The 22,975-nt window shown below is 40.3% G+C and carries 19 protein-coding genes and 1 pseudogene; 12 read left to right on the top strand and 8 right to left on the bottom strand.

Annotated elements, in window-relative coordinates:
• Window positions 1-47: 47 nt before the first annotated feature.
• Complete coding sequence (locus IQ259_RS27140; protein WP_228014482.1) at window positions 48-1,745, bottom strand: MAE_28990/MAE_18760 family HEPN-like nuclease; 1,698 nt, start codon at window positions 1,743-1,745, stop codon at window positions 48-50.
• Window positions 1,746-1,942: 197 nt separating this feature from the next.
• Here IQ259_RS27140 and hpnA point away from each other — a divergent pair, with 197 nt between their 5' ends.
• The 6 genes from hpnA (at window position 1,943) to IQ259_RS11205 (ending at window position 6,372) form a co-directional block, all read left to right on the top strand.
• Entirely contained in the window at window positions 1,943-2,926 is a 984-nt protein-coding gene (gene hpnA / locus IQ259_RS11230) for a hopanoid-associated sugar epimerase (protein ID WP_193884669.1), read from the top strand.
• Between the two features lie 74 nt (window positions 2,927-3,000).
• The gene (hpnH, locus tag IQ259_RS11225; RefSeq protein ID WP_193884668.1) at window positions 3,001-4,020 is read left to right on the top strand and encodes an adenosyl-hopene transferase HpnH; all 1,020 of its coding nucleotides are present in this window, start codon (window positions 3,001-3,003) and stop codon (window positions 4,018-4,020) included.
• Window positions 4,021-4,419: 399 nt separating this feature from the next.
• Window positions 4,420-4,758, top strand: coding sequence for a DUF433 domain-containing protein (locus IQ259_RS11220; protein ID WP_193884667.1), 339 nt, complete (start codon window positions 4,420-4,422; stop codon window positions 4,756-4,758).
• Window positions 4,755-5,117: a DUF5615 family PIN-like protein gene (locus tag IQ259_RS11215; RefSeq protein ID WP_193884666.1), complete on the top strand. Its 363-nt coding sequence runs from the start codon at window positions 4,755-4,757 to the stop codon at window positions 5,115-5,117. The genes IQ259_RS11220 and IQ259_RS11215 overlap by 4 nt, the downstream gene beginning before the upstream one ends.
• Window positions 5,118-5,184: 67 nt before the next feature.
• Window positions 5,185-5,907: a Uma2 family endonuclease gene (locus tag IQ259_RS11210; RefSeq protein ID WP_193884665.1), complete on the top strand. Its 723-nt coding sequence runs from the start codon at window positions 5,185-5,187 to the stop codon at window positions 5,905-5,907.
• Window positions 5,908-6,000: 93 nt separating this feature from the next.
• The gene (locus tag IQ259_RS11205; protein ID WP_193884664.1) at window positions 6,001-6,372 is read left to right on the top strand and encodes a DUF2237 family protein; all 372 of its coding nucleotides are present in this window, start codon (window positions 6,001-6,003) and stop codon (window positions 6,370-6,372) included.
• A 249-nt stretch (window positions 6,373-6,621) separates the two neighbouring features.
• On the opposite strand, the gene IQ259_RS11200 is transcribed toward IQ259_RS11205, so the two are convergent.
• The 7 genes from IQ259_RS11200 to IQ259_RS11170 form a co-directional block, all read right to left on the bottom strand.
• Window positions 6,622-7,452, bottom strand: coding sequence for a squalene/phytoene synthase family protein (locus tag IQ259_RS11200; RefSeq protein ID WP_193884663.1), 831 nt, complete (start codon window positions 7,450-7,452; stop codon window positions 6,622-6,624).
• A 647-nt stretch (window positions 7,453-8,099) separates the two neighbouring features.
• Complete coding sequence (locus IQ259_RS11195; protein WP_193884662.1) at window positions 8,100-9,311, bottom strand: aspartate aminotransferase; 1,212 nt, start codon at window positions 9,309-9,311, stop codon at window positions 8,100-8,102.
• Between the two features lie 188 nt (window positions 9,312-9,499).
• Complete coding sequence (locus IQ259_RS11190; protein ID WP_193884661.1) at window positions 9,500-10,687, bottom strand: iron-containing alcohol dehydrogenase family protein; 1,188 nt, start codon at window positions 10,685-10,687, stop codon at window positions 9,500-9,502.
• 409 nt (window positions 10,688-11,096) lie between these two features.
• Window positions 11,097-11,618, bottom strand: coding sequence for a Ycf51 family protein (locus IQ259_RS11185; RefSeq protein WP_193884660.1), 522 nt, complete (start codon window positions 11,616-11,618; stop codon window positions 11,097-11,099).
• Window positions 11,619-11,735: 117 nt separating this feature from the next.
• Window positions 11,736-12,125: a hypothetical protein gene (locus tag IQ259_RS11180; RefSeq protein ID WP_193884659.1), complete on the bottom strand. Its 390-nt coding sequence runs from the start codon at window positions 12,123-12,125 to the stop codon at window positions 11,736-11,738.
• Between the two features lie 280 nt (window positions 12,126-12,405).
• Window positions 12,406-13,755: an O-antigen ligase gene (locus IQ259_RS11175; protein ID WP_193884658.1), complete on the bottom strand. Its 1,350-nt coding sequence runs from the start codon at window positions 13,753-13,755 to the stop codon at window positions 12,406-12,408.
• The gene (locus tag IQ259_RS11170) at window positions 13,737-14,576 is read right to left on the bottom strand and encodes a YaaW family protein (protein WP_193884657.1); all 840 of its coding nucleotides are present in this window, start codon (window positions 14,574-14,576) and stop codon (window positions 13,737-13,739) included. Before IQ259_RS11170 ends, IQ259_RS11175 begins: the two co-directional genes overlap by 19 nt.
• Window positions 14,577-14,724: 148 nt before the next feature.
• Here IQ259_RS11170 and IQ259_RS11165 point away from each other — a divergent pair, with 148 nt between their 5' ends.
• The 6 genes and pseudogenes from IQ259_RS11165 to IQ259_RS11140 all read left to right on the top strand — a co-directional run.
• On the top strand, window positions 14,725-15,756 hold the full coding sequence (locus tag IQ259_RS11165) for an NAD(P)/FAD-dependent oxidoreductase (RefSeq protein ID WP_193884656.1): 1,032 nt from the start codon (window positions 14,725-14,727) through the stop codon (window positions 15,754-15,756).
• A 549-nt stretch (window positions 15,757-16,305) separates the two neighbouring features.
• Complete coding sequence (locus tag IQ259_RS11160) at window positions 16,306-16,683, top strand: hypothetical protein (RefSeq protein ID WP_193884654.1); 378 nt, start codon at window positions 16,306-16,308, stop codon at window positions 16,681-16,683.
• A gap of 286 nt (window positions 16,684-16,969) precedes the next feature.
• Entirely contained in the window at window positions 16,970-17,875 is a 906-nt protein-coding gene (locus IQ259_RS11155) for a hypothetical protein (RefSeq protein WP_193884652.1), read from the top strand.
• Window positions 17,876-17,879: 4 nt separating this feature from the next.
• Complete coding sequence (locus IQ259_RS11150) at window positions 17,880-19,802, top strand: Hsp70 family protein (protein ID WP_193884650.1); 1,923 nt, start codon at window positions 17,880-17,882, stop codon at window positions 19,800-19,802.
• Between the two features lie 37 nt (window positions 19,803-19,839).
• Window positions 19,840-22,008, top strand: a complete 2,169-nt coding sequence (gene topA / locus IQ259_RS11145; protein WP_193884648.1) for a type I DNA topoisomerase — start codon at window positions 19,840-19,842, stop codon at window positions 22,006-22,008.
• 334 nt (window positions 22,009-22,342) lie between these two features.
• Window positions 22,343-22,900: pseudogene (locus tag IQ259_RS11140) on the top strand (IS4 family transposase); the annotation flags it as partial.
• Window positions 22,901-22,975 lie beyond the last annotated feature (75 nt).

The raw sequence follows: 22,975 nt of genomic DNA, 5'->3' as shown, positions 1-22,975 counted from the left end.
CATTCTGTAAATTCTTTAATTCTGTTAAATCCCGATTTAAAACTTATTTATTTCTTAAACGCAAAGTCCTTATTAATAGAGGCATTTTCTATCTGATTACGAAATATATCAAGCATTACTATAACTTCAGTGTGTAATTCTATATATTCTTCCCTATCAATCAACAAATAGTTACCGTGTGCAATTTCATTTCTCGTCTTTAAAAGCTTCTCATCTATTAATTTTAACTTAGTAGAATAAAGTGAAAAGTCTATTCCCAAAATATAAGTTATTTCTTTTAGAATCTCAGAAGAAAGGTTTGATGCAGTAGATATTGCTTCTTGAGGCAAAGAACATTTTGTATCTAATTTGGAAATAAAGAAGTCACAAACAGGTATATATAATGATGGTTTATTAGTATCTTTTGCCTCTTTCAGTTTTTCTTTCATTGCCAAAGCTAGAAAATTACTAGCAAGCTGATCATAGCGAAGTTTTTGCAGAGCAACGTGTTCTAGATAAGAGTTTGATGCTAACTTAACAAAACCTTCCCAATGAGCATACAGAATACATACTCCACTGCGAATTAATGCGTTATGCCTTTGAAGAGAAACATTTTTTACTTCTATTAAGGATTTAACTTCTGAAAGTTCCTTTTTTCGCCAAGCAAGATCATTTGCGAGCCTATCGCTTAGTTGTTCCGCTGTTCGGACTTTCATACAGTAGAAAATACTCCTCTCTCTACCAAGTGGAATAAGATAGGGTAAACGTCTTGCAGCATTCACACCTGCACCAGACCACTTTTTATAAGTTTGATCTGACCAAATACTTTTTATACGCTCACATATTTGGTCGACTGGAGGTAGATTTTCATAGTTGTATCCTACTCCTAATGCTACTACCTCAAATGCGGATAATAGAAACCCACCAAGAAATATGTTATTTTCAGATTTATATCTTTTGAAACTATCATCCCCCGTAGTTTCATTAAGAATATCAAATGTTCTCTTGAATGCTGTTTCTATATGGCTATAGTCTAATTCTTTTTCAAGAGCCATTTTACGCATTTCTTCTGTTAGAAAAACACTAACATCACCTCCCAATTTTCTAATATCTTCTTCATCTTTATCAAATAGGAGTATAAAACGTAATACTAATTCCATATCATACTGTTCTTCATAAAGCCTATCACTCAAAGCAATACAGTTCTTGAATGGTTCATAATTTGCAAGTGAACGCATCAATTCATATAGTCTTTGATTTAACATCACAAGAATACAATTTCTCACCTCTTGAGGCGTAGCAACTGATCCTCCTGTGTTTAGTCGTTGGAATAGCTCATATTTAATCATTGCATCACTTTCTTTTTCAACAATATTGACTGCAATTTTTGCTCGCTTAATCAATAAACGCTGTGCCTGAGTCAAAGAATTTTCAAGGTCATTTGGGTCATCCCATTTTTTACCTTTTAAAGAAGGTAAATATGTCGTCTTTTGCAAAGATATTGGATGTGTAGTTTCCTCTTGTTCATCTTTTTTTAAGATACCCGTAAATTCATATATAGTTGATAATCTCTGAACACCATCTACAACATCCCAAACACCGTCATATCGTTGACTAACAAAAATTGGTGGAATTGGTATACCTAAAAGAATTGATTCTATAAAGGTTGATTTCTGATGCTCTGACCAACGAAAAAACCTTTGAAACTCTGGATGAATATCGATCTCATTACTCTGATAAAGACTCATCCATTCTCCGATAGACATTGAGTAGCCATCTGTCCGAATTTCTTGCCTTGTTTTGTCAATCTCTTCTTGTAGGGGCATGACTAAGAATCATATAAACGTTAATATATACAACTATCTTTTTATGATAGTAATATTCAAGTATTATAAACCGAAAAACTTAGGCAACTTTTCCGGATACATGGATAATGAAATATTGAGGAGTAAGAGGTCATTGAATGCGGGCTTTTGTGACTGGTGGTACAGGTTTTGTAGGTTCTCATGTAGTGCGATCGCTGTTGCAAGAAGGATACAAAGTTACAGCTTTGGTGCGTCCGAGTAGTAACTTGGAAAACCTGCGGAGTTTAGAGATAGATATCGTCAAAGGAGATTTGACTCACCCAGAACTTTGGCAACAAATGGTGGGTTGTCAATATCTATTCCATGTCGCCGCCCACTATTCTTTATGGCAAGTAGATAGACAACTACTCTACCGCCACAACGTCATCGGAACGCGCAATGTCTTAGAAGCAGCCCGCAAAGCCGGGATTGAACGCACTGTCTATACGAGTTCTGTATCGGCGATTGGGGTGGGGGCTGGGGGTAAAGCCGTAGATGAAAGTTATCAGAGTTCTGTAGAACAACTAATTGGTAGCTACAAAAAGTCTAAATTTCTCGCAGAACAAGAAGCTAAACAAGCTGCTGCCAGAGGTCAAGATGTCGTCATTGTCAACCCTAGTAGCCCAATTGGTTCTTTAGACATCAAGCCCACACCCACAGGAGATATTATCCTGCGGTTTTTGCGGCGAGAAATGCCCTTTTACATGGACACTGGGCTAAATTTTATCGATGTGCGGGATGTAGCTTGGGGACATTTACTAGCATTGCACAAAGGTAAAAGTGGCGATCGCTATATCTTAGGTCATCAAAACCTCAGCCTCAAGCAACTACTAGAACAACTGTCCGAAATCACCGGTTTACCAGCACCCCAGCGCACCATAAATCCTTGGATACCCTTGAGTGCAGCTTGGATTGATGAGAGAATTCTTGCACCTTTAGGGAAAACACCCTCAGTACCTATAGATGGTGTTCGCATGGCTCAACAGCACATGTACTACGATGCTGCTAAAGCCGTTCGAGAGTTGGGACTACCTCAGTCATCCCTCACAGCAGCACTCAAGGACGCTGTGGATTGGTTTATCACCGAGGGCTATGTCGAATGAAGTATGAAGTGTGAAACCTAAATTTCATACTTTTGTGTGTGGTTTTACTTATATTAAAGAGGAGCGATCGGAACATGGCGATTAATCTACAACAAGCTATGGATATAGGGAAGTATCTTGTGACTCAGCGCTTTTTAGGGCGCAAACGCTTCCCTTTGGTATTGATGTTAGAACCATTATTTCGCTGTAATCTGGCTTGTTCTGGTTGTGGCAAAATTCAGCATCCCCCAGAAATTCTCAAACGCAATCTCACACCGCAAGAATGCTTTACCGCAGTAGAAGAGTGTGGTGCGCCTGTGGTTTCAATTCCTGGCGGAGAACCCCTACTTCACCCTCAAATTGATGAGATTGTCCGGGGATTAGTTGAACGCAAGAAGTATGTTTACTTGTGTACTAATGGCTTGTTATTAGAAAAAAACCTCGACAAGTTTCAACCTTCGCCTTACTTTACATTTAGTGTCCATTTAGATGGAATGCGGGAGTGGCATGATAAATGTGTCGATCGCAAAGGTGTATTTGATATTGCAGTGCAAGCCATTTGCGCTGCTAAAGCTAAAGGATTTCGCGTCACCACCAACACCACCATCTTTGAGGGTGCAAATATTCAGGAAATGCAGGAATTCTTTGATTTTCTCGATAGCCTGAATATCGATGGGATGATGATTTCTCCTGGCTACGGCTATGAGTGGGCCCCAGATCAAGATCATTTTCTCCAGCGTGAACAAACCCGCGCCCTGTTCCGCGAAATTCTCGCGCCCTACACATCAGGTAAGAAAAACTGGAACTTTAATCACAACCCGCTATTTCTTGACTTTCTGATTGGTGAAAAAGACTACGAATGTACGCCTTGGGGAAGTCCCAGTTATAGCGTTCTCGGTTGGCAAAAACCTTGTTATTTATTAAACGAAGGACATTACACCAGCTTTAAAGAACTACTAGAAAAAACAGACTGGAACAATTACGGCCGCGCCAGTGGGAATCCCCAATGTGCTGATTGTATGGTTCACTGTGGCTACGAACCATCTGCGGCAATGGATGCAATGCAACCGCAAAACATCGCTCGTTCTCTTGGTACTGTGTTTGGCAGGAGTTAGATATAGTAAAAGATAGTAAAGCTTAAATTGTAGGGTGCGTTATCAATACGGTTCGGATAAGAAATTTACTGGTGAAGGCAGGCAGGGGGAGTAGAGAGGATTGGATAGTAACCTCTCCCCTGCTCCTCCGCTCCCAGGCGAAGCGAGTCCCTCTGCTTTCTCAATGAAGAGATGTCTTAACCGAACCGTATTGGGTGCGTTATTCCTTCTGCCCTCTGCTTTTCCTGTTCAATTACCGAGCAAGTCCTAGAAAGGGCAGAAGTAGCTGTTAATAATGGCAGAAGTTGAGATTATTTAGATATGCAGCCTAGTCTTATATTTTTATCCTGAACATATCTCGCAACCACTTAAGAGTGCGATCGTTTTCACCATGCCTGACAAAAGAACATAGGTTAATCTATGCCTACCAAACAAATCACAGATTATTTCAACTTTCTTTCTGCTGAAGACGTTAGACTTAAAGACTCAAGAATTGGAATAGAAACAATTCTTTACGAATATCTTGATTGTGGACGTTCACCAGAAGAAATTGCCCAAATTTATCAAACCATCTCTTTAGAGCAAGTATATGCAACAATTCTTTATTATCTGCAAAATAAAGAATCTGTCAGCTCTTATATGAAGAACTGGATAGAGCATGGTCATAAAATGCGAGAGCAACAGAGACTGAATCCTCCACCAGTGTCAGAAAAACTGCGTCAAATCCGTATTGAAAGACAAACAAAACATCAAGCATGACGCTAAAATATCTGATTGATGAAAATGTCAATCCCATATATCCAAATCAAATTAGGCTAAGAGAACCTGAGATTGTTATCAAAATAGTAGGAGAACCAGACACTCCATCAAAAAGTACACTCGATCCAGAAATTCTATGTTGGTGTGAGGAGAATAACTTCGTACTGGTGACAAATAACCGAACTTCTATGCCAGTACATTTAGCTGAACACATAGTTGTTAATCGTCACGTACCAGGAATTTTAACCCTGAATCCAAATTTAAGTATTGGTGAAAATATAGAGGAATTAATAATACTTGCTTTGGCATCAAAAGATGATGAATATCAAGATAGGATAGTTTATTTGCCCTTGCCATAAAAAAGGCGATCGCCTACAACAATACTGTTAAAATAAATCTATAACTACTTGACGGCCTATCCATTCTATGACCATAGCTCAAGAATTAAATCCTCAAGCAGACATCTCGCAAGATGTAATATTTCCCCCTGGTGATTTATACAGTGACGAACCTCCCTTGGAAAGTGAACTACATCTAGAGCAAATCACGCTTTTAATCCAATGTTTAAAATGGCTGTGGCAAGATAGACAAGATTTCTATGCAGCGGGAAATCTGACTATTTACTACAGTCCACACCAAAAGAAATCAGAATATTTTCGCGGGCCAGACTTTTTTGTAGTATTAGGAACAGAACTCAAAACCCGAAAAAGTTGGGTCGTGTGGGAAGAAAATGGTAAATACCCCAACTTAATTATAGAAATTTTGTCGGAATCAACAGCGAAAATAGACAAAGGTTTAAAGAAAGAAATTTATCAAGATACTTTTCGGACACCAGATTATTTTTGGTATGATCCTTACACACAAGAATTCGCCGGGTTTCATTTAGTAGATGGAAAATATCAACCTCTACAAGCAAATGCTCAAGGACATTTGTGGAGTGAACAATTAGGGTTATATTTGGGGGTAGATCAGGAATTATTACGCTGGTTTACACCAGATGGCAAATTAGTACCAACGCTTCAAGAAACTGCTACACAAGCACAAGCACAAGCTGCACAGGCACAAGCACAAACTGCACAGGCACAAGAAAAAGCTAATCGCTTGGCAGCAAAATTACGAGAGTTAAATATAGATCCCGATACGATTTAAAACAGAATTCAGAATTTACCTTTACCTTAAAAATAGGCTACTTTTGCATCTAGCTATGCGATCGCCATTCATAACATTACTAAGGAAATAAAAATGTCAGAGGCGAAAAATGTCCTAGGTACAGACTTAGAAGTTTGCTGCACTTCTCCCATGACTGGGTATTACCGTGATGGGTATTGTAATACAGGTGGTCAAGATTTTGGGATGCACGTTGTTTGTGCTTCTGTGACAGCAGAATTTTTAGAGTTTACCAAATTACGCGGCAATGACCTCAGCACTGCCTTTCCTGAATATAATTTTCCTGGATTACAGCCAGGCGATCGCTGGTGTTTATGTGCAGCGCGTTGGCAAGAAGCAATGGATGCGGGTGTTGCACCACCTGTAGTTCTGGAAGCTACCCATGCTAGGGCTTTGGAAGTCTGTTCTTTAGAAGACTTCCAAAAATACGCCCTCACTACTTCCTAAATTTGAGCAAGGTATTTTTTAGCAAAAAAAGCGTCATTGCGCCCAATAGGAAAGCAATCTCCGTCTGGAAGAGATTGCTTTCCTAAACTAAATTGCGATCGCAATGACATATACCGATTTGTAGAAGTCATAGCTTTTTGAGATTTACGATGTAGTTAAAACTTTGGGCTAATAACCAAAATACACCACGATCTAAAATCAGCACTATTAAACTTGAACTTACTGAATCGATACTAGTTATCAAGGTTTTTAGCTGGCTTTGACATTCACACCACTTAGTTGTTCGAGGAGTGCAATTACATCACTGCGGCTAAGTTTTTCTTTACCATTAGCTAGGGCGCTAATAGTACCATGTGCTAAAGTCAATGGAATTTGACAAAAGTTTAAAGCAGGGCCATCTGGTAAAGCCTGAGTATAAGCATCCGCTAACGCTAAATTACGTAGTGCATACTCCTGCATATTGACTACAGTCCAACCCTCTGGAAAGAAGTCTACACCGCGTCCCAAATCTTCAATATGGTTGCGTAAGATGTTCACAGATTGTAAGCCACGACCAAAGCCAATTGCCATAGTTCGGTTGGTTTGCGTTCCATCGTACCAAGTCCATAAATCGGAGAGTAACAACCCAACTGCACCTGCAACCCCAAAGGTATAACGATCCAAATCAGACTCTGTTTCAATTTTCCAATTTCTTTCTGCCCAATAAGCCATCCGATCAGCCATTGCTGCGGTTGCATCCCAAATCCGTGGTGCAATAGTCTCAGGGGCTAATAATGACCATTCCCTTACCCTCAAAGTCACTTCTGCTAAAGTATCTTCATAGCCGCTAAATCCTACGGAGAAAGCATCAACTGCAAAGCCATCAACTCCTGCTTGTAATGTCAAACTAATCTTATGTAACAGTTGTGCCTTTGTCGAATTATCTAGTTCTGGATGATCTTCGATTTCATCAATGGCACGCATACACAAGTATGCTGATGCGACGGCTTCTTGCAATCCTGACGGTAAAATACTAATTGGAATATAAAAAGTTCGACTAGTTTCTTTGAGGATTTGCAAGGCATCACCACGTAAATCCATGTTTCCACTCCCCTCTGAGTTTTTACACCACATGCAGTTGAAAGTTTTTTGATGATACGGGATATAGTTTTTACTCAATCTGAAAATCTTTAGATGCGCTAGTATTTCATCTCAAGATTAATAGTCTTTGTATCATAGTTAACGAAAAATTCAAACTCATTAAAGTCATGTCTAGTATATAGGACTTTGGTTGCTGAAATTTGTTCTATGTGATTTGATATCTCAAGCAAGCATAATTTTTTGCCATAAATATAAACAATTATGCTAAAATTCGGGATTTTATATCACCTAGTTATTCAGTAGCTATGAGTCAATTGATACGGATGCCTGTAGATGCCCACAAAGTGGCTTACTGTAGACTATAGGAGCAAATTTAGCTCCTGACAAAGTAGCTTTGCGGACAAGATTTTACAACTTAACAAACGATTGTTTAATCGCACAATAAAATCCTCTACTACCCAATTGACCTAGGGATTATTGTTTTAGAATTCTGAAATAGCCTATTAATCAAGGCTTTGAATTCAAAATCTAAAATTGGTATTAGCGACTTTCCCAAAGTAGCGAACATTAGGACTGGAATGATTTATGAAGCTAACCCCCTACTATAGTTTAGTGGGGGCTTTGATAATAATATCTGCGGTCACTTATTAAAGTGGCACAGAAACTAATGCTTCAGATTGATATGAGATACCAGCTTGTTTAAAGCGATGTAAAGCTTCGCCCAAGCGATCGCAATCTGCAATCAAACTGATCCGCACATACCCTTCACCCGCAACCCCAAAGGCATTACCTGGAGTCAGAACCACGCCTGTTTGTTGTAATACACTCAAGGCAAAATCTGTGGAACTCATACCCACAGGACATTTTACCCACAGATACATTGTTGCCTTAGTTTTGGGAATATCCCAACCCAATTCTCCTAATCCTTGAATTAGGAAGTCGCGGCGGCTGCGGTAACGCTGTTGGACTTCATGCAAATATACATCTGGCAATTGTAGGGCGGTTTCAGCAGCTGTTTGTAAAGCCGCAAAAATGCCGTAATCTAAGTTAGTTTTTAGCGTCCGCAAACCCTGGATAATTTGGCTGTTACCCACCACAAAGCCTACCCGCCAACCAGCCATGTTGTAAGTTTTGGATAAGGTATGAAACTCCACACCTATTTCTTTCGCGCCAGGAATTTCTAACAAACTGGTGGGTTGATAACCATCAAAAGCTAACTCGGCATAGCACAAGTCATGCACCAGCATAATTTCATATTTACGGGCGAAGGCAACAATTTCTGCAAAAAATTCGCGCGGAGCAGTGGCAGCGGTGGGATTACTGGGATAATTGAAATAAAGAATTTTGGCTTTTTGGGCAACTTCTTCAGGAATCGCAGCTAAATCTATTAACCAGTCATTCTCTGGTTTGAGAATCAAGTTGTGGACTTGCGCCCCAGCAATTACAGGCCCGCGAAAATGGGCAGGATAGGCTGGTGAAGGAACTAAAACTACATCACCAGGGTTGATATAGGCCATTGCCAGATGTCCCAATCCCTCTTTAGAACCGAGTAGTGGTAAGGCTTCGCTATCGGGATCAAGCACCACACCATAGCGGCGATTGTACCAATTGGTGATAGCACGGCGAAAACTTGCCGTGCCTTCAAAGGGCGGATAACCATGATTAGCGGGATTTTGCAAAGCCGCGATCGCAGCTTCTACCACTGGTTGCGGTGTGGGGCCATCCGGGTTCCCCATGCCCAAATCAATTAAATCCAGTCCTTGTTCCCGCGCCTTAGCTTTCAGTTCATCTAGACGGGCAAATACATAAGCAGGCAGTTTTTGTATGCGTTCTGCTGGGGCAATCCAATTCAGTGTCATTTATGTACCACTTCTTGATACAGTTGGTTTGTGAGTGAAATATCTCCAATGCACCACAGTTGGCTGCTGTGGATAAGTTTGAAAAAATAACTAGTTAGCAAAACATGGCGTTGTCTAATCTTCCAGTTTTGCGTAGTATATTTAGCAAAAAATAAAAAATAAAGTTCATACTGCAAGCTGGAAGTAGTTTACTCCTCAATTTCATCATCAATTGTCCTGATAGAAACTCGATGACTTGATTCTCTGCTGTCTGTCGGTGCGGTAGTAGAAATCATTGCTGCCATCAGTTGTTCCAGCGCTACTTTAAACGGTAGTCGATGAATGTCAGAATTTGGTGCTAGGGCAATTTCCGCAGCTGTTTGTAACTCGCTTAATTTGATATTGCCTAATTCCAAATCATCTAATTTTTGAGGCAAGCCAATCTCTGCGTAAAATTTCAATAACTGTTGTCGTGCAGTAGTTGCCAACTGATTACCCAGGATCATTTCTTCTAAACGCAGTTGCACCAAGATACCATAGGCAACTTTTTCCCCGTGGATGCTGCTATGTCCAGCAATGTGCGTTAACCCATTATGTACGGCATGGGCCGCAACAGTGCGACACTGCGCCCCACCCAATCCCCCAATCACTCCCGCTAGTAAAACGGTAGCATCGACAACTTCTTGCCATACTTCACTGCCTGGTTGTTGCAAAGCGGCGGCTGACTTCTGAAATAAAATATCGCGCAAAACTCTTGCCTGTTGGACTGCGGCAATAATGAGGGTTTGCTGTAAGTGTCCGCTACTCACTGAGGCTTCATACCATTTGGCGATCGCATCACCAATTCCTGCTACTAATGTTCGTTGTGGTGCTGTTTGAATCAAATCGTAGTCCAAAATCAATAAGTCGGGACAGCGAGACAGCGCCACATCATATAAAAAAGCTCCTGCCTGAGAATACACATTAGAAAGGGCAGTCCAAGCTGCACAGGTAGCCGCAGAAGTGGGAATTGTCACCACCGGCAACTGCAAGTGATGAGCAACTAGTTTGGCTGTATCCAATGCTTTACCGCCACCAACACCAATAATTACATCGGCTTTGTGTTCCTTAGCTGCCTTCTTTAAAGATTTCAAACTAGCTTCTGAACAATCTGCACCATAGGAAGCTTGGGCAGTGTGCAACTGTTGTTTTTCTAAAATTGGTAGTAAATTATTCTGGGTAATAGCCAGAGTGCGATTGCCGACAACAATTAAGGGACGACTGCCTAAGTGAGAAATCTCGGCTGGTGCTGTTTGCAACACTCCCGCTCCCCGAATCACTTTTGCCGGCGCGATCGCCAGTGCTGATAAAGTACTAGATGTTTGAGTAGACGAAGTAGTAGTGGATTGATGAGGCATATAACTAGTTAGGCAAAACCTGGATTTTTATTGATGCTAGTAGAATTACATATATTCGCAGAAGGCAGCCACCTATCAACAAAACTCACCATCACCTACTAAAAATTTTTCCGTTGATGGAATTGGTAAATAATATATTAATCTAAAAATAATTTTTATTGTATAGTCAAATACAATAAAAATTAATGTCTTCCATATAACTAAAACATGACTTTATTTATCTGGGAATATACTTAATAAATTAGGCTGAATTAAGTACAAAAAAAACCTGTTTAGATAGAAGAAAGAAATACTGCAACAATTTGGGAAATGCGATCGCCTCCTTGGTGATAGATGTAACAGAATCTCAATTGAGATAGGCAGAAAAATGCTGAACGAAAAATAGGCTGTCCAACATTTTTCTGTTTAGTTAAGCAGTCGGTTTTGGCAATTGAGCAAATTTATCTGTATAAATCTCAATTGCTATCTCTCCATCTTCACGCGAAGCTAGAGCGCGTTTGATTTGACCAAGATAAAGTGGTACAGAAACCCCAGGTTCTGGATGTACAATGGTACGGGCGCGAATCGTCAGATAATTTTCGCCTTTCCTACCTAAGCGACCATAGGAATATAAATTACTGGCGGCTTGACGGAGAGTAGCCTCTAATTGTGAGGGTGAAATCTCTGGTGAAATAGCAATTACTGCTTGTGTGGAACCATTATCATAAACCAGTGTAAATTTTTCTGCGCCTGGAATCACTGTGCGACTCAAAGGCACTAAACATAGAGCAAATAACCCGCCTGTTAGCACCAGCATAAAGCCAGTTGTACCTACCAGCCGAAAGCGGATGCCCCATTTAAAAATAAAAGCCAGCACTGCTAGGGCAGCAAATACCAATGTGGCAATACCCGACCATTGGGTGTATTGAAGAAAATCAGCTGTTGAGAGCATACAGATTGGCTACTTGGGTGTCTTCGCGTTATTTACCGACACCACCATTTTACAGAGTGCTTACACTTATGCTGTTGCTGCTTCTCTGATTTTTCAGCAACTCTACTCAGCACAATATTAGTAGGGCTGACAAGTAATGGAGAAAACGCCAGTATCTGAAACAGCAACTTGTACCCTATATTCTGCCGGACAAGTCTCGATTAAATTACCCTTTCTAATTTGAATTTTTTCTGAAAGTTTACAGCTACGAAACTGCCCTTTTTCATCAAATAAAATATAACTTTTAGCTTTACAAGGAAAATTATATGTTCCCGCAAAAGAACTGGTAACTTGAACATTAACATTCTGAGTAAGCAAACAAGTAGCTAAGGAATTATTTGCATAATAATTTACAGTACCTGGCTCACATGAAATTGCAGCTTGAGCAGGTAATGAAATCCCAAAATTGATAGTCAATAAAGCGAATGCAGAAGTTAAGAGCGCAAATTCTTGAGAAAATGATTTCATCTAACAATTTATACCCTGATTAATAAAATTAAAAAATAGTGCTTAACTGATAAAAAATAAAACATACAAAAGGGCATCTAAAGATTAGATGCCCGTCATGCAGGAAACCCCCAAAAGGGTTGTCCTTACACCTTCCCAACTATCAGCAACAGTAGCTAACTTGTGATTAGCCACAATTACTAGTAATTTTATTAACTAAAAAACACAAATGCCGCCAGTGTAAGCACTGAAAAGCAGTTAAGCAATTGTATGCTGTTTTTGAGCAAAATTGCTGATATTATTAGCTTTCATTTGCTAAAAGCTTGTTGTTTGGATGATGGTGAAACACAACTCCAGAAATAGCTGATAAAAATAACCATGAGAGTGTATTCACCCGGAAATCAAATAGAGTGATATCCACTGTATTGAATAACATCCATTCCACAAAAACGACAAGATAACTGAAGAATACCAACCTATCTGCTTTAGTCAAATAATTGGATGTCCGCAAAAGTTGAATACCTGCAATTAATATCCAAGCCAGTAAACCACAAAACAAAAGAGTTGTAGGAAATCCCGTTTCTGCACATAGCATTAAAAATAAGTTATGAGGATGGCCTAAATCAATTTGCATGTTGGCTTTGTAGAGTGCAGTAAAACTGCGTAAACCCCAACCCGTCAAAGGGTGCTGCTGTGCCAAAGACCAGGCAAACTCCCACTGAGTTTTTCGCATTAAAGCAACTGGTCGATCTGGATACATTTCATCATTTAACCGCGCCCAAAAGAAAGCCGGAACAACTTGGCGAAAAACTTGGGCAATGGGGGAAGGTGCAAAAGCTGCCAAAAGAATAGTAGTAACGACAGCAACAACGCCACTAACCAAGATGCGCCAACCTTGATAAAGTGCGTAAGCTAAACAGGCAATTATAGCGATCGCCCATCCGTTACGCGAGTTGGTTAAAATCAAACCGGCAAAACTGGCGATCACAATAAAAGTCAGGAAGTAAAAAGTAAACGGAAAAGAATCTTTTGCATTTTGACTTTTTACTTTTAACTTGTTAATCCCTAATTGCCATTGTTCTAACCACAAGCCTAACCCTAGGGTAAAAACGATGGCTAAATAAGCAGCAAACAGATTTGCATGTATAAATAGAGCCGACATCCGTCCTGGTGGTTCTCCTCCAGGTGCGATCGCCCAATCCAAAACAATCCACAAAAATTGTAATTTCCAAGCCCAAGCCAAAAATAACTGTCCAAAGCCCATAATTACTACAGGTACTGCACCAATTACTAAAATCCAAGCTATGTGGCGTAATTGGGCAATTGTTTGAATCAAGGCACTTAAGCCAGCAAAGACAAACAAGTAAGGTAGTAAATTAAATAAACCTAGAAAAGCATCTGTTTTATTCTCGGCAAATCCAGCTGCAATGAAGAGGAATAAACCAAAAAGGGCAAATCCCCGATTCAGGGGGCGGCGAATAATTGTCCGGTGTTGTTGCAGCCCAGTTATTAAAGCTGCCAAAGCCATCGCCACAAACCCTAAAAATGGGGCTATGGGAAAAATCAAAAGCCCGATTTGGAAAGAATTCCAAGCAAATTGGCTCCGAGGATTGGGATGATAAAAAGCTATCTTCAAGCTGGCTCCCAACATTCGGCGCGAGTGAGACGAATTTGTGCTAAAGCAAAGATGGTCGGGATGATGCGACCGTAATTAGTAGCGATCGCTCTCCAACCTAAATCTGCAAAAAACCATGTCCACATAACTGGGCCGACAAAGGCAAACATCGTGCGAACTGCCCCATAACGGGCTGCACTCATAGTCATACCTCGTCGGGACATTTGCAGGGCAACGTAGGTTTGAAACTGCCCTGTTGCTGTTGTTGCACCTGTAATTGTGGTTTTGGCTACTTGATAGGTAGCAAAATGGATGGCAAATTGTCGGGCAATTTGTTTGAGGACAAATGGCTGAATTAGAGAAGTAACAGCTAAAGCACTACCACCCTTGAAAAGTAATCCCAAGGGATCGCGCTGCAACATTAATGGTAAAGGTTCTTTGAGTTCTGTTTTTACCAGGTGGCGTTGCACTTGGACAGTTAATTTTTGTTTTTCTTTTTCTGGAAGTTTTTTCCATACCTGCCCTAGCAGATGCAAAAATACCTCTGCTTCTAAATCAACGGTTGTTAACTGTTCAGAGTAAGGAATTTTTAAATATTTACAAACTTGAACTAATGCTTGGCGGTAAGTTACTTGGTCTGTACGTCCCCGTAATACTGTTACCCCATCTGCTGCCAAAAACCGAAAGCGCTCTTCTAGTGAGTCTAACCAAGCTTGGCGGCTTTGGCTTTGAACTTCAATGGGTTCGGGTGTCTGAACATAATCTAAAGGATTGAATTTCCGACTAAACAGAATTGCGGTTAAGTCTTGCAATTCATCATCCGTTGCTAACTCCAAGGCCGCCCTAAATTCATCCAATGTTCCTTCCTCCCTTCCGTCGTGCAGCTTGTCTGTACTTTATTCTACTATTAGCTTTTGGCGGTCTTTAGTAGTGTTTTTATCCTTCGTCATCTGTATTTTGTCATTGGATAATAACCAAGGACTAAAGACTAAGGACTATTAACTAATGATAGATGTTGTAGTGATTGGTGCTGGCATGGCGGGTTTAGTTTCCGCCCAGCAATTAAAGCAAGCAGGATATTCGGTGTTAGTTGTAGAAAAGTCTCGTGGTTTGGGGGGACGAGTCGCCACACGCCGCTTGCATAACACTTGGGCAGATCATGGGGCTTGTTATCTGAAGCTCAAGGGGGAATTTTTGAGCCAGTTTGTAGAATTGTTAAGTGAGCGCCAGATTTTAACAGTTTGGCATGACGAACTCCCAAACTCTGCACCCCGTTATATTGCGCCTGAGGGGATGAGTGCGATCGCTAAATTTCTGGCTCAAGGTTTGGATGTGTTGCTTAATCAACGCGTTATTGCTATTCACCCAACTTCAGAAAATACTTGGCGACTCACCCTAGAATCTAGCAATGAAGAATTAACAGCTAAAGCTATTTTGCTGGCGATTCCTGCGCCTCAGGCTTTGATGTTGCTCGAACCTTTGGGTGAAAATTTATTAGGAACCGACTTTTTAAATAACCTGCGTTCTGTAGAATTTGCTCCTTGTCTGAGTGCGATCGCAGGCTATCCTAAAGATTCTTCACCACTACCAGATTGGAAAGACTTAACTTTTGCCGATGATCCTGTTTTGGCGTGGATTGGTTTAGATAGCAGCAAACGCCCACACCCTCAACAACCTGTGTTTGTAGTGCAAAGCAGTGCTAATTTTGCCCAACTGCATCTAGAATCCTCAGATTTACAACCAGTTGGACAACAAATGTTGCAGCAAGCTGCCAAAACTCTGGCGCTTCCTTGGCTAGATACACCCGAATGGATGCAAGTACATCGTTGGCGTTATGCCTTTCCTACTCATCCTTGGCAAGAAACTGTTTTATCTGCCAGCACTCCACTACCTTTGGTTTGCTGTGGTGATTGGTGCGGCGGTAATCTTGTCGAAGGTGCAATGCTTTCTGGACTAGCCGCATCCGTTGCAATTAATAATCGTCTGCACCAATTAACTCTCACCAATGTGAATTTTTTCAAAATTTTCACCTTTTAATTACATCTATCGTTAGACTGGTTGCTCTGCGTAGCCAGGTCTTTTTTTTCATGATTTGCTACACTTTTCCTTCAAGAATTAGTTGTCTATAATACATAGACCAAAACACAAAACTATCTAGAGACAATAGACTAAAACTCAATAAGTAATTTACATTACTTAGCGAGTTTTACTTAACTAAATATTTCACTCTAAAGGATGTGGTTTAATAAAATATTAAAATTGATCCCTTAACGCTTATGATGCGTTTTGTGTCGATTTCCGCCAAAAAGCTAGAAATTTGAAATAATTGCATTGTGAATCCAAAGCATCGGTACTGTACTAGTTCGTTTAGGGCTATTGACAAAAAACAATAGTTAACTAGTATAAAATTTGACTTAAAAAAATCTAGCTAAATGTCTGCTATTGTACCGAGATTCAAGGTTAGTTTCGGGGTATAAAAACCAATTTAGTTGAAGTGATTTTGGCTGATGAGCAGCACTAAGTAAGTCTTTAAAGAATTCGTTTTTTGAAACAACTCTCAACCGTATTTAAAAGGAGATAAAACTTATGAAAACAGTAGTTAATTTAACACGAGAATCAGTAGTAAGCGAAATTGAAAGCGTTTTAGATACCTACGCATACCACCCTTATCAAGAAACTTTTGCAATTCCTGAATTACGTCAAGAACTGATTGTTTTCGTTCTCAGCCATATTCCCTGCTTTTATAATGTGGAGTTTGACCGAGAATTTCCGCTACAGAAAATCATTAAAGATTGTCCAGTAGATGAAAAGTTTCCACGTAGCCCATTAGAGCAGAAACTACATTTACAAAACTTGATTCATCAAGGCATTTTTTCGATTATGCAAGATAAATCAGATTGGATTAACAATCATCTGTGTGACATAGTTGAACCAGGTTGTGAACCTTCTCACTGGTTTGGTTGAGGATTAATCAAGAAGTATTCAGGAGTCGTAAATAATTCAAAATTAATCTGAATTATTTACAACTAGCTAAAAAGCTAAAAGTGAGGAGTAGAAATAATTCCTGACTTTTAGCTTTTAATTTTTAGTGCTTGACACCTTCACTCATGACGCTAGACTACTCTTATATCCCAGCTAATTATCTTGCAGACGTGAGAAAATTTAATCAATCGAGCGGACTAAAGAGCCAGTGTAGCTCTGTAATAAGCTAGATTGAGAAAAGTGGAGGTGCTATTAGTAACGTTAACAAATGAAAACTATAAGTACACTTTTTAACGAAGAACGTAACCAACTTCAGACAGAGATCGAAAACATAACTAGTGTTGAGCAAGTAGTTAAGCTAGTTCAAAATCGACTCGATAATCTGGAAAGAATTTATATTAGCGAGCTAAATGTGACTCAAGTACGTTTAGCGTGCTTTTTTTTAGATATGCTGCGACAGTCAATCGTTACTTTGACTGCTGTTAACCAGTCTCAAGTTGCTGTAAAAGAGCAAGAGCAAATTACTAACATAGCTACGAATTTTTCTCCTAATAGGTTAATCTTGAAATTGCTCAAGGTACTTATCTATGTAGGCATTTTAGGGTCTTTGTTTTCGTTAACTAAAATTACCTTAAGTGCTTGGATGGCGATATTGTTAACTTCACTACTTCTAGGGTTAGAGATTGTACTTCAACTTGACAAAAATAATTCAACCTCTTCTGAATTGTTAGAGATACCCCAACCTATGTTGCGGGTTGATAGTAAAGTTCTTTTGGATAACTTGGCCGATGCGCTGAACACTATTGATATAGCAGTTGCTAGATTTGAAGAAGTAAACAAACTAGAAGACGATCGCAGCCTAGAAGAATTGCCAGAATTATTGAATTTTCTCCAAAGGCTGATGGGTGCATCATTTCTCGATCAACCCCAAATGGCGATCGCATTAGCAAAAATTTTGCCACAAATTTTAATGTCTCAGGGAATTCGCGCTCAAATTTACCAACAGCAAGCACCGCAAAGTGAGCGGGAGTATTTTGACTTTGAGCCAAGTATTGACCCCAATACCAAAGATTACGTTACCATCACACCTGCCTTGTTAAAAGGCGATCGCTTACTGAGGCGCGGACGAGTTATTGAGCCAGCGTACTCTGAGGCTGAGAATAGTAGACAATAAAAGTATGAAAATTTTAGAAACAATTGGTTTTGATTTGGGACACGGTGAAACAGCCGTAGCGAAAGCGATCGTCGAAAGCATCGAACCGCCCCAAATGCTGGAAATTAATAATAAGAAAAATCAAATTACGGCGCTTGGTTGGCATCCCAAACTTGGTTATCTGGTGGGAGAACAAGCATTAATTCAAGCTGGCGTTACTCAGTTAGCCATCTCTTTCAAACAAAAGCCCAACCACGATCCGAATTACAGAAAAACAATTGCGACTTTCCTCGTTACTTACTACCAAAAACTACAAGAAAGCAAACAAATTGAAGGGGCAGAAAGTAGTTATTTTTACATTGGTTGCCCTTCAGGATGGTCAGTGAGCGATCGCCAAGAATATCAAAAGTTACTTCAAGAAACTGGTATTCCCCACCTGAACGTCATACCCGAATCAAGGGCTGCTTTTATGCAAGCCAAAGAAGCTGGAAAGTTAGAATATGAAAAACTCCTAGCATCAGTGCTAATTGTTGATATTGGCTCTTCAACTACAGATTTTACTTTGGTAAAAAGCTTACATGAGATACCGTTGGATTTCGGTAGTAATACTTTAGGCGCATCCTTAATTGATAAAGCGATCTTTGCTCTTACTCTCGCCAAACACGAACAAAAAGCATTACTCGAAAAAGTATTTCAAGAATATCCCCATCACCAAGCGCGTTGTGAATTAGCCTGTCGTAAAGCCAAAGAAGATTACTTTTCTAATGAACAGTTATATAGTGATCCGCAATCTTCTGCCCGTGGTTTTGAGTCAATCAACGAACAAATTTATTTTATTCCCCAAGTCAACAAATTGATGATGGAAGAAATTTTGCATCAACCTTTACCAGAACTAGAAAATAAAAGTTGGATGCAATCATTTAGTGATGCCGTCAGCGAGGCTAAACAGAAACTAAAAAAACTTGATACAGTGCCAAAATTGGTACTAATGACTGGTGGTGCATCTCGGATGAAATTTACCCACCAAATTTGTCAACAAATGTTTCCTGAACCTGAAACCTTACTTCGTCCTGATGCGGAACCAGAAAGGTGCATTGCACTAGGTTTAGCGCGAGTCGGGCGCTGGGATTTACGGGCTGCGGCTTTTCAACAAGAAGTCAATAAACTGCTAGATTCACAAAAACTCAAAGAATTGATTAAAAAACATATTCCAGAGTTAATTGAATTGTTGACTCAACCATTAGCAAATAATTTGATTAATAACGCAGTTAGACCAGGTGTAAAAGACTGGCAAAAAAATCAATTACGAACATTGGTTGATTTAGAAACCTCAATGAAAAACCGGGCAGAGCAATGGTTAAAAAGTAATGCTGCCCAGCAGATAATTAACAATCAATGTATCAACTGGTTTAATAACAAAATTCAACCAGACTTAGCCACACAAACCGATCCAATTTGCCGAAAGTTTCAGATACCAAGAAGCAGTTTAAGATTTGAAGATAGCATCGAACCAACTTTTGTCAATCCAGAATTACGGATTGGTGATGCTATTTTAGCTGACACAGTAGCGTTTATCGTCAATGTTGTGATTGGTGGCGGTACTATTGCGAGTATCATTACTTTAATTCTCACAGGACACTTAACTTGGCCGATCGCATTAGTATACGGTGTGTCAGTCATGGCCGCAGGTGTGGAACTGAATCGCAAAACTGTCCAAGAAGCCATCAAGACAAATGTCGATATCCCCAGTTGGATTCGTTCTAGTTTTATGAACGATAAAAAAATTGAAGATATGTGCGCTCAAATCAAACCTGAATTAGAAAATGTTTTTAGAGAACAACTAACAACTAATCAAGAAGCTTTTGAGCAATTAATTGAAAAAGTTGAGCAAGGGCTACAAAAAGCACTTGCAACTAAAGTTCAAGAGGCAATTATTTTAATTCAATAATAGTGATGAAATAGCCTCCTGCCTCTTACAAGAATCTATGCCGAAACGCCTTTTAGTTGTGGAATCTCCTGGTAAAGTCAAAAAACTCAGTCAAATTCTGGGTTCTGATTGGATTGTGCGTGCTAGTTGTGGTCACATCCGCGAACTCAGTGATACAGGAGAGGATGCTTTAGGATTCGTCATGGATGATGGTAATGTTAAGTGCAATTACGTGCCGCGTGACCAACGTTCTAAAGAAACCATCCAGCAGCTAAAAGCCGTTACCAAGCAGGTTGATGAAGTTGTCCTCGCAACAGATCCTGATAGAGAAGGTGAAACGATCGCCTGGCATCTCAAAGAAGTGCTAGGATTGTGGGAACCGAAACGAGTGATCTACAGCGAAATTACCGCATCGGCTGTACGAAGTGCGATCGCTAATCCCAGAAAACTCGACTTTAACTTAGTCGGCGCGGGACTTTGCCGCGATTGTCTAGACAAACTGGTAGGCTACAAGGGAAGTCCCCTGGTTTGGGCATTAAACAACGGTGCTAAAAGTGTCGGCCGAGTTCAAAGTGCGACATTGCATCTGATTTGTCAGCGAGAAAGAGAGATTGTCACGTTTGTACCGCAAGACTACTGGAGTGTTTGGGTAGACTACGCCGAAGGGTTCCGGGCTTTTTACAAAGGCGCAGCAAATTCGCCCACAGATGCCCCAGAAGCAGAAACAGAAACTCACGATGATGCGGCGGGGAATAGCACACAAGCCCCAGAGTCGAAGCGTGTTCTTTCAGAAGCGGAAGCTATACGTTTAGTTGCGGAAGCAAAGCAGTATCCGCATCAAGTAATTCAAATTGAGGGCAAAACTGTTTATCGTCAACCACCACCACCATTTATTACTTCCACTTTGCAACAAGCAGCCGGTTCAAAGCTGAAATTAACTCCTGACAAGACTATGGTTTTGGCTCAAAAGCTTTATGAGGCGGGGTTAATCACATATATGCGGACAGACTCAGTTATGTTAAGCCCTGAGTTTTGTAATAGCGCTCGTCAGTGGTTGGAACAAAATGATCCGCAGAACGTACCACAGCAACTTACTAAACATCGCAGCGCCAAAACGGCTCAAGAAGCCCATGAAGCTATTCGCCCAACAGATGTGTTTCGTCCTTCAGCCCAGCTACGTGAAGAATTGCCTGCTGATGAATTTGACTTGTATGTGATGATTTGGAAACGAGCGATCGCTTCTCAATGTAAATCTGCTCAACTCCGCAAAACTCAGATTATCACTCATTCTGGTTCGCTGTTGTGGCAAGCCAGAGGCCAAGTGATCGAATTTTACGGTTACGCTCGGTACTGGAATAACCTCAGCAAAGATAGTGTGTTACCTGTCGTACAGCAAGGACAAGCATTAACTCTAGAGAATGCTAATTCGGAGAAAAAACAGACTCAGCCGCCACCTCGCTACAGCGAACCGAAACTAGTACAACTAATGGAGCGCAAAGGCATCGGTCGTCCTAGTACTTATGCGCCTACTGTCGCTACCTTGAAGAAGCGGGGTTATGTGCAGTTAACCAAAGGAAACCTCCAGCCCACAACTTTGGGGTTAGAAGTTGATGATTTTTTGCAGAAAGCTTTGCCAGACTTACTAGAAGCAGATTTTACCGCCAAAATGGAAAGCGCCTTGGATGCGATCGCTGAAGGAAAACAAGGCTGGCAGCAATACTTAACAACTTGGAATAAAAGTTACTTTACACCAGCGTTAGCCAAAGCCAAAACTGTAGTTGTAAGTCCCTCAAATGCTAAAGCTGCTGTGGGTGAACGCAAATATGAATCTTCTAAAACTCGCTGTCCTGAGTGTAATAATTTTCTCACTAAGATTCCTAGCAGCAAGGTCAAGAAAAAATACTTCCTCAAATGCACAAGCGGCTGTGAAAATATTGTCCTATTTTGGAGTGACTTTAACAAAACTTGGCAACCACCCCGCACCAAAGAAACGAAAACCGAAAATCACTCCCAATCTCCTGCTAAGTTAACTTCATACCCTTGTCCGATATGTAAAAAACCATTAGAAGAGTACAGCTACACAAAAGACGGACAAAGCAAAACAATGCTTCGTTGTTCTGCTACCCAGTCTCGTCAGGATAAGAAGCATAAAGATGTGGCTTATTTTAGTACAGCCAAAGGTTGGTGGAGTCCTAAATTTGGGGAGTTGAATCCAGAGGCAAAATAATTTCAGGACTTACCCAAGTGTCATAGATTTTTTATTGAGGCTGTCAATCTCTAATTGAGTGAATCAATATTGGAAAGTACAATTTGTAATCATAGTTGTAGTATAGTAATGTCTTGTTGCTAATTATGGTGTAAGCGATGACACCTTCATTTGAATACAAGACTATTGTCGATCTTGAAGACGTAAAACATTTGGGGTCAATTGTCGAACAGGCCTTTGTCACCTCTGCTGGTGAAAGTGAAAATTTCTTCAAATCTATTGGGTTAAAGAACTTACGCGTTATTTGTCGAAATGGTTTAGTGGCTGGTGGATTAGCAACTTTACCAATGGGTATGTGGTTGGGGGGTCAGTCTGTACCAATGTCAAAGATATCCTGAAAGAACTGGCAAAAAATGATTATCCAGTATTGAACAGCCGTTTATTCTTCGAGTGCTGGTTGTCTTACGTCTTGGATAACAGCTTAACAAGTATGCGAGATTTATTTACCAGATTAAATAACACAGGATTCGATGTAGATATTTCTACGTTCTCTAAAGCAAATTTGCATCGAAGCCAAAAACCCTTTGAAGAAATTTACCAAAAATTAAATGAATTAGTCCAGAAAAAAGTTCAAAAAAAGTTACACAATAAATATGCGATTTGTCCAATAGATTCAACAATTATTACTCTCACCAGTAAGTTGTTATGGGTACTAGGACACCATCAAGTAAAACTTTTCAGTTCGCTAAATCTAGCTACTGGAAGTCCATCAGATAACTTCATAAACTTTGGGCATGAGCATGATTATAAATTTGGTTCAAAAATGATGTCTAGCTTACCCACAAATGCCGTGGGTGTAATGGATAGGGGAGGCAGTGCGTTGGGCGGGTTCCCCGACTTGTTCGCTGAAAGCGTTCCCGTAGGGTAGCAACTGCCGTGATTTGCTGGATTAGAATTTATTAGAGGCAGGGGGCAGGGGGAACGGGGC

The organism is Fortiea sp. LEGE XX443 (assembly GCF_015206815.1).
Taxonomy (GTDB): Bacteria; Cyanobacteriota; Cyanobacteriia; order Cyanobacteriales; family Nostocaceae; genus Nostoc_B.
This window is presented reverse-complemented; position numbering and strand designations above follow the sequence as displayed.

Excerpts from the sequence above, each read along its gene's own strand:
- IQ259_RS27140 (WP_228014482.1), bottom strand. The coding sequence starts at position 1,745 with ATGTCTATCGGAGAATGGATGAGTCTTTATCAGAGTAATGAGATCGAT.
- hpnA (WP_193884669.1), top strand. The coding sequence starts at position 1,943 with ATGCGGGCTTTTGTGACTGGTGGTACAGGTTTTGTAGGTTCTCATGTA.
- hpnH (WP_193884668.1), top strand. The coding sequence starts at position 3,001 with ATGGCGATTAATCTACAACAAGCTATGGATATAGGGAAGTATCTTGTG.
- IQ259_RS11220 (WP_193884667.1), top strand. The coding sequence starts at position 4,420 with ATGCCTACCAAACAAATCACAGATTATTTCAACTTTCTTTCTGCTGAA.
- IQ259_RS11215 (WP_193884666.1), top strand. The coding sequence starts at position 4,755 with ATGACGCTAAAATATCTGATTGATGAAAATGTCAATCCCATATATCCA.
- IQ259_RS11210 (WP_193884665.1), top strand. The coding sequence starts at position 5,185 with ATGACCATAGCTCAAGAATTAAATCCTCAAGCAGACATCTCGCAAGAT.
- IQ259_RS11205 (WP_193884664.1), top strand. The coding sequence starts at position 6,001 with ATGTCAGAGGCGAAAAATGTCCTAGGTACAGACTTAGAAGTTTGCTGC.
- IQ259_RS11200 (WP_193884663.1), bottom strand. The coding sequence starts at position 7,452 with ATGGATTTACGTGGTGATGCCTTGCAAATCCTCAAAGAAACTAGTCGA.
- IQ259_RS11195 (WP_193884662.1), bottom strand. The coding sequence starts at position 9,311 with ATGACACTGAATTGGATTGCCCCAGCAGAACGCATACAAAAACTGCCT.
- IQ259_RS11190 (WP_193884661.1), bottom strand. The coding sequence starts at position 10,687 with ATGCCTCATCAATCCACTACTACTTCGTCTACTCAAACATCTAGTACT.
- IQ259_RS11185 (WP_193884660.1), bottom strand. The coding sequence starts at position 11,618 with ATGCTCTCAACAGCTGATTTTCTTCAATACACCCAATGGTCGGGTATT.
- IQ259_RS11180 (WP_193884659.1), bottom strand. The coding sequence starts at position 12,125 with ATGAAATCATTTTCTCAAGAATTTGCGCTCTTAACTTCTGCATTCGCT.
- IQ259_RS11175 (WP_193884658.1), bottom strand. The coding sequence starts at position 13,755 with ATGTTGGGAGCCAGCTTGAAGATAGCTTTTTATCATCCCAATCCTCGG.
- IQ259_RS11165 (WP_193884656.1), top strand. The coding sequence starts at position 14,725 with ATGATAGATGTTGTAGTGATTGGTGCTGGCATGGCGGGTTTAGTTTCC.
- IQ259_RS11160 (WP_193884654.1), top strand. The coding sequence starts at position 16,306 with ATGAAAACAGTAGTTAATTTAACACGAGAATCAGTAGTAAGCGAAATT.
- IQ259_RS11155 (WP_193884652.1), top strand. The coding sequence starts at position 16,970 with ATGAAAACTATAAGTACACTTTTTAACGAAGAACGTAACCAACTTCAG.
- IQ259_RS11150 (WP_193884650.1), top strand. The coding sequence starts at position 17,880 with ATGAAAATTTTAGAAACAATTGGTTTTGATTTGGGACACGGTGAAACA.
- topA (WP_193884648.1), top strand. The coding sequence starts at position 19,840 with ATGCCGAAACGCCTTTTAGTTGTGGAATCTCCTGGTAAAGTCAAAAAA.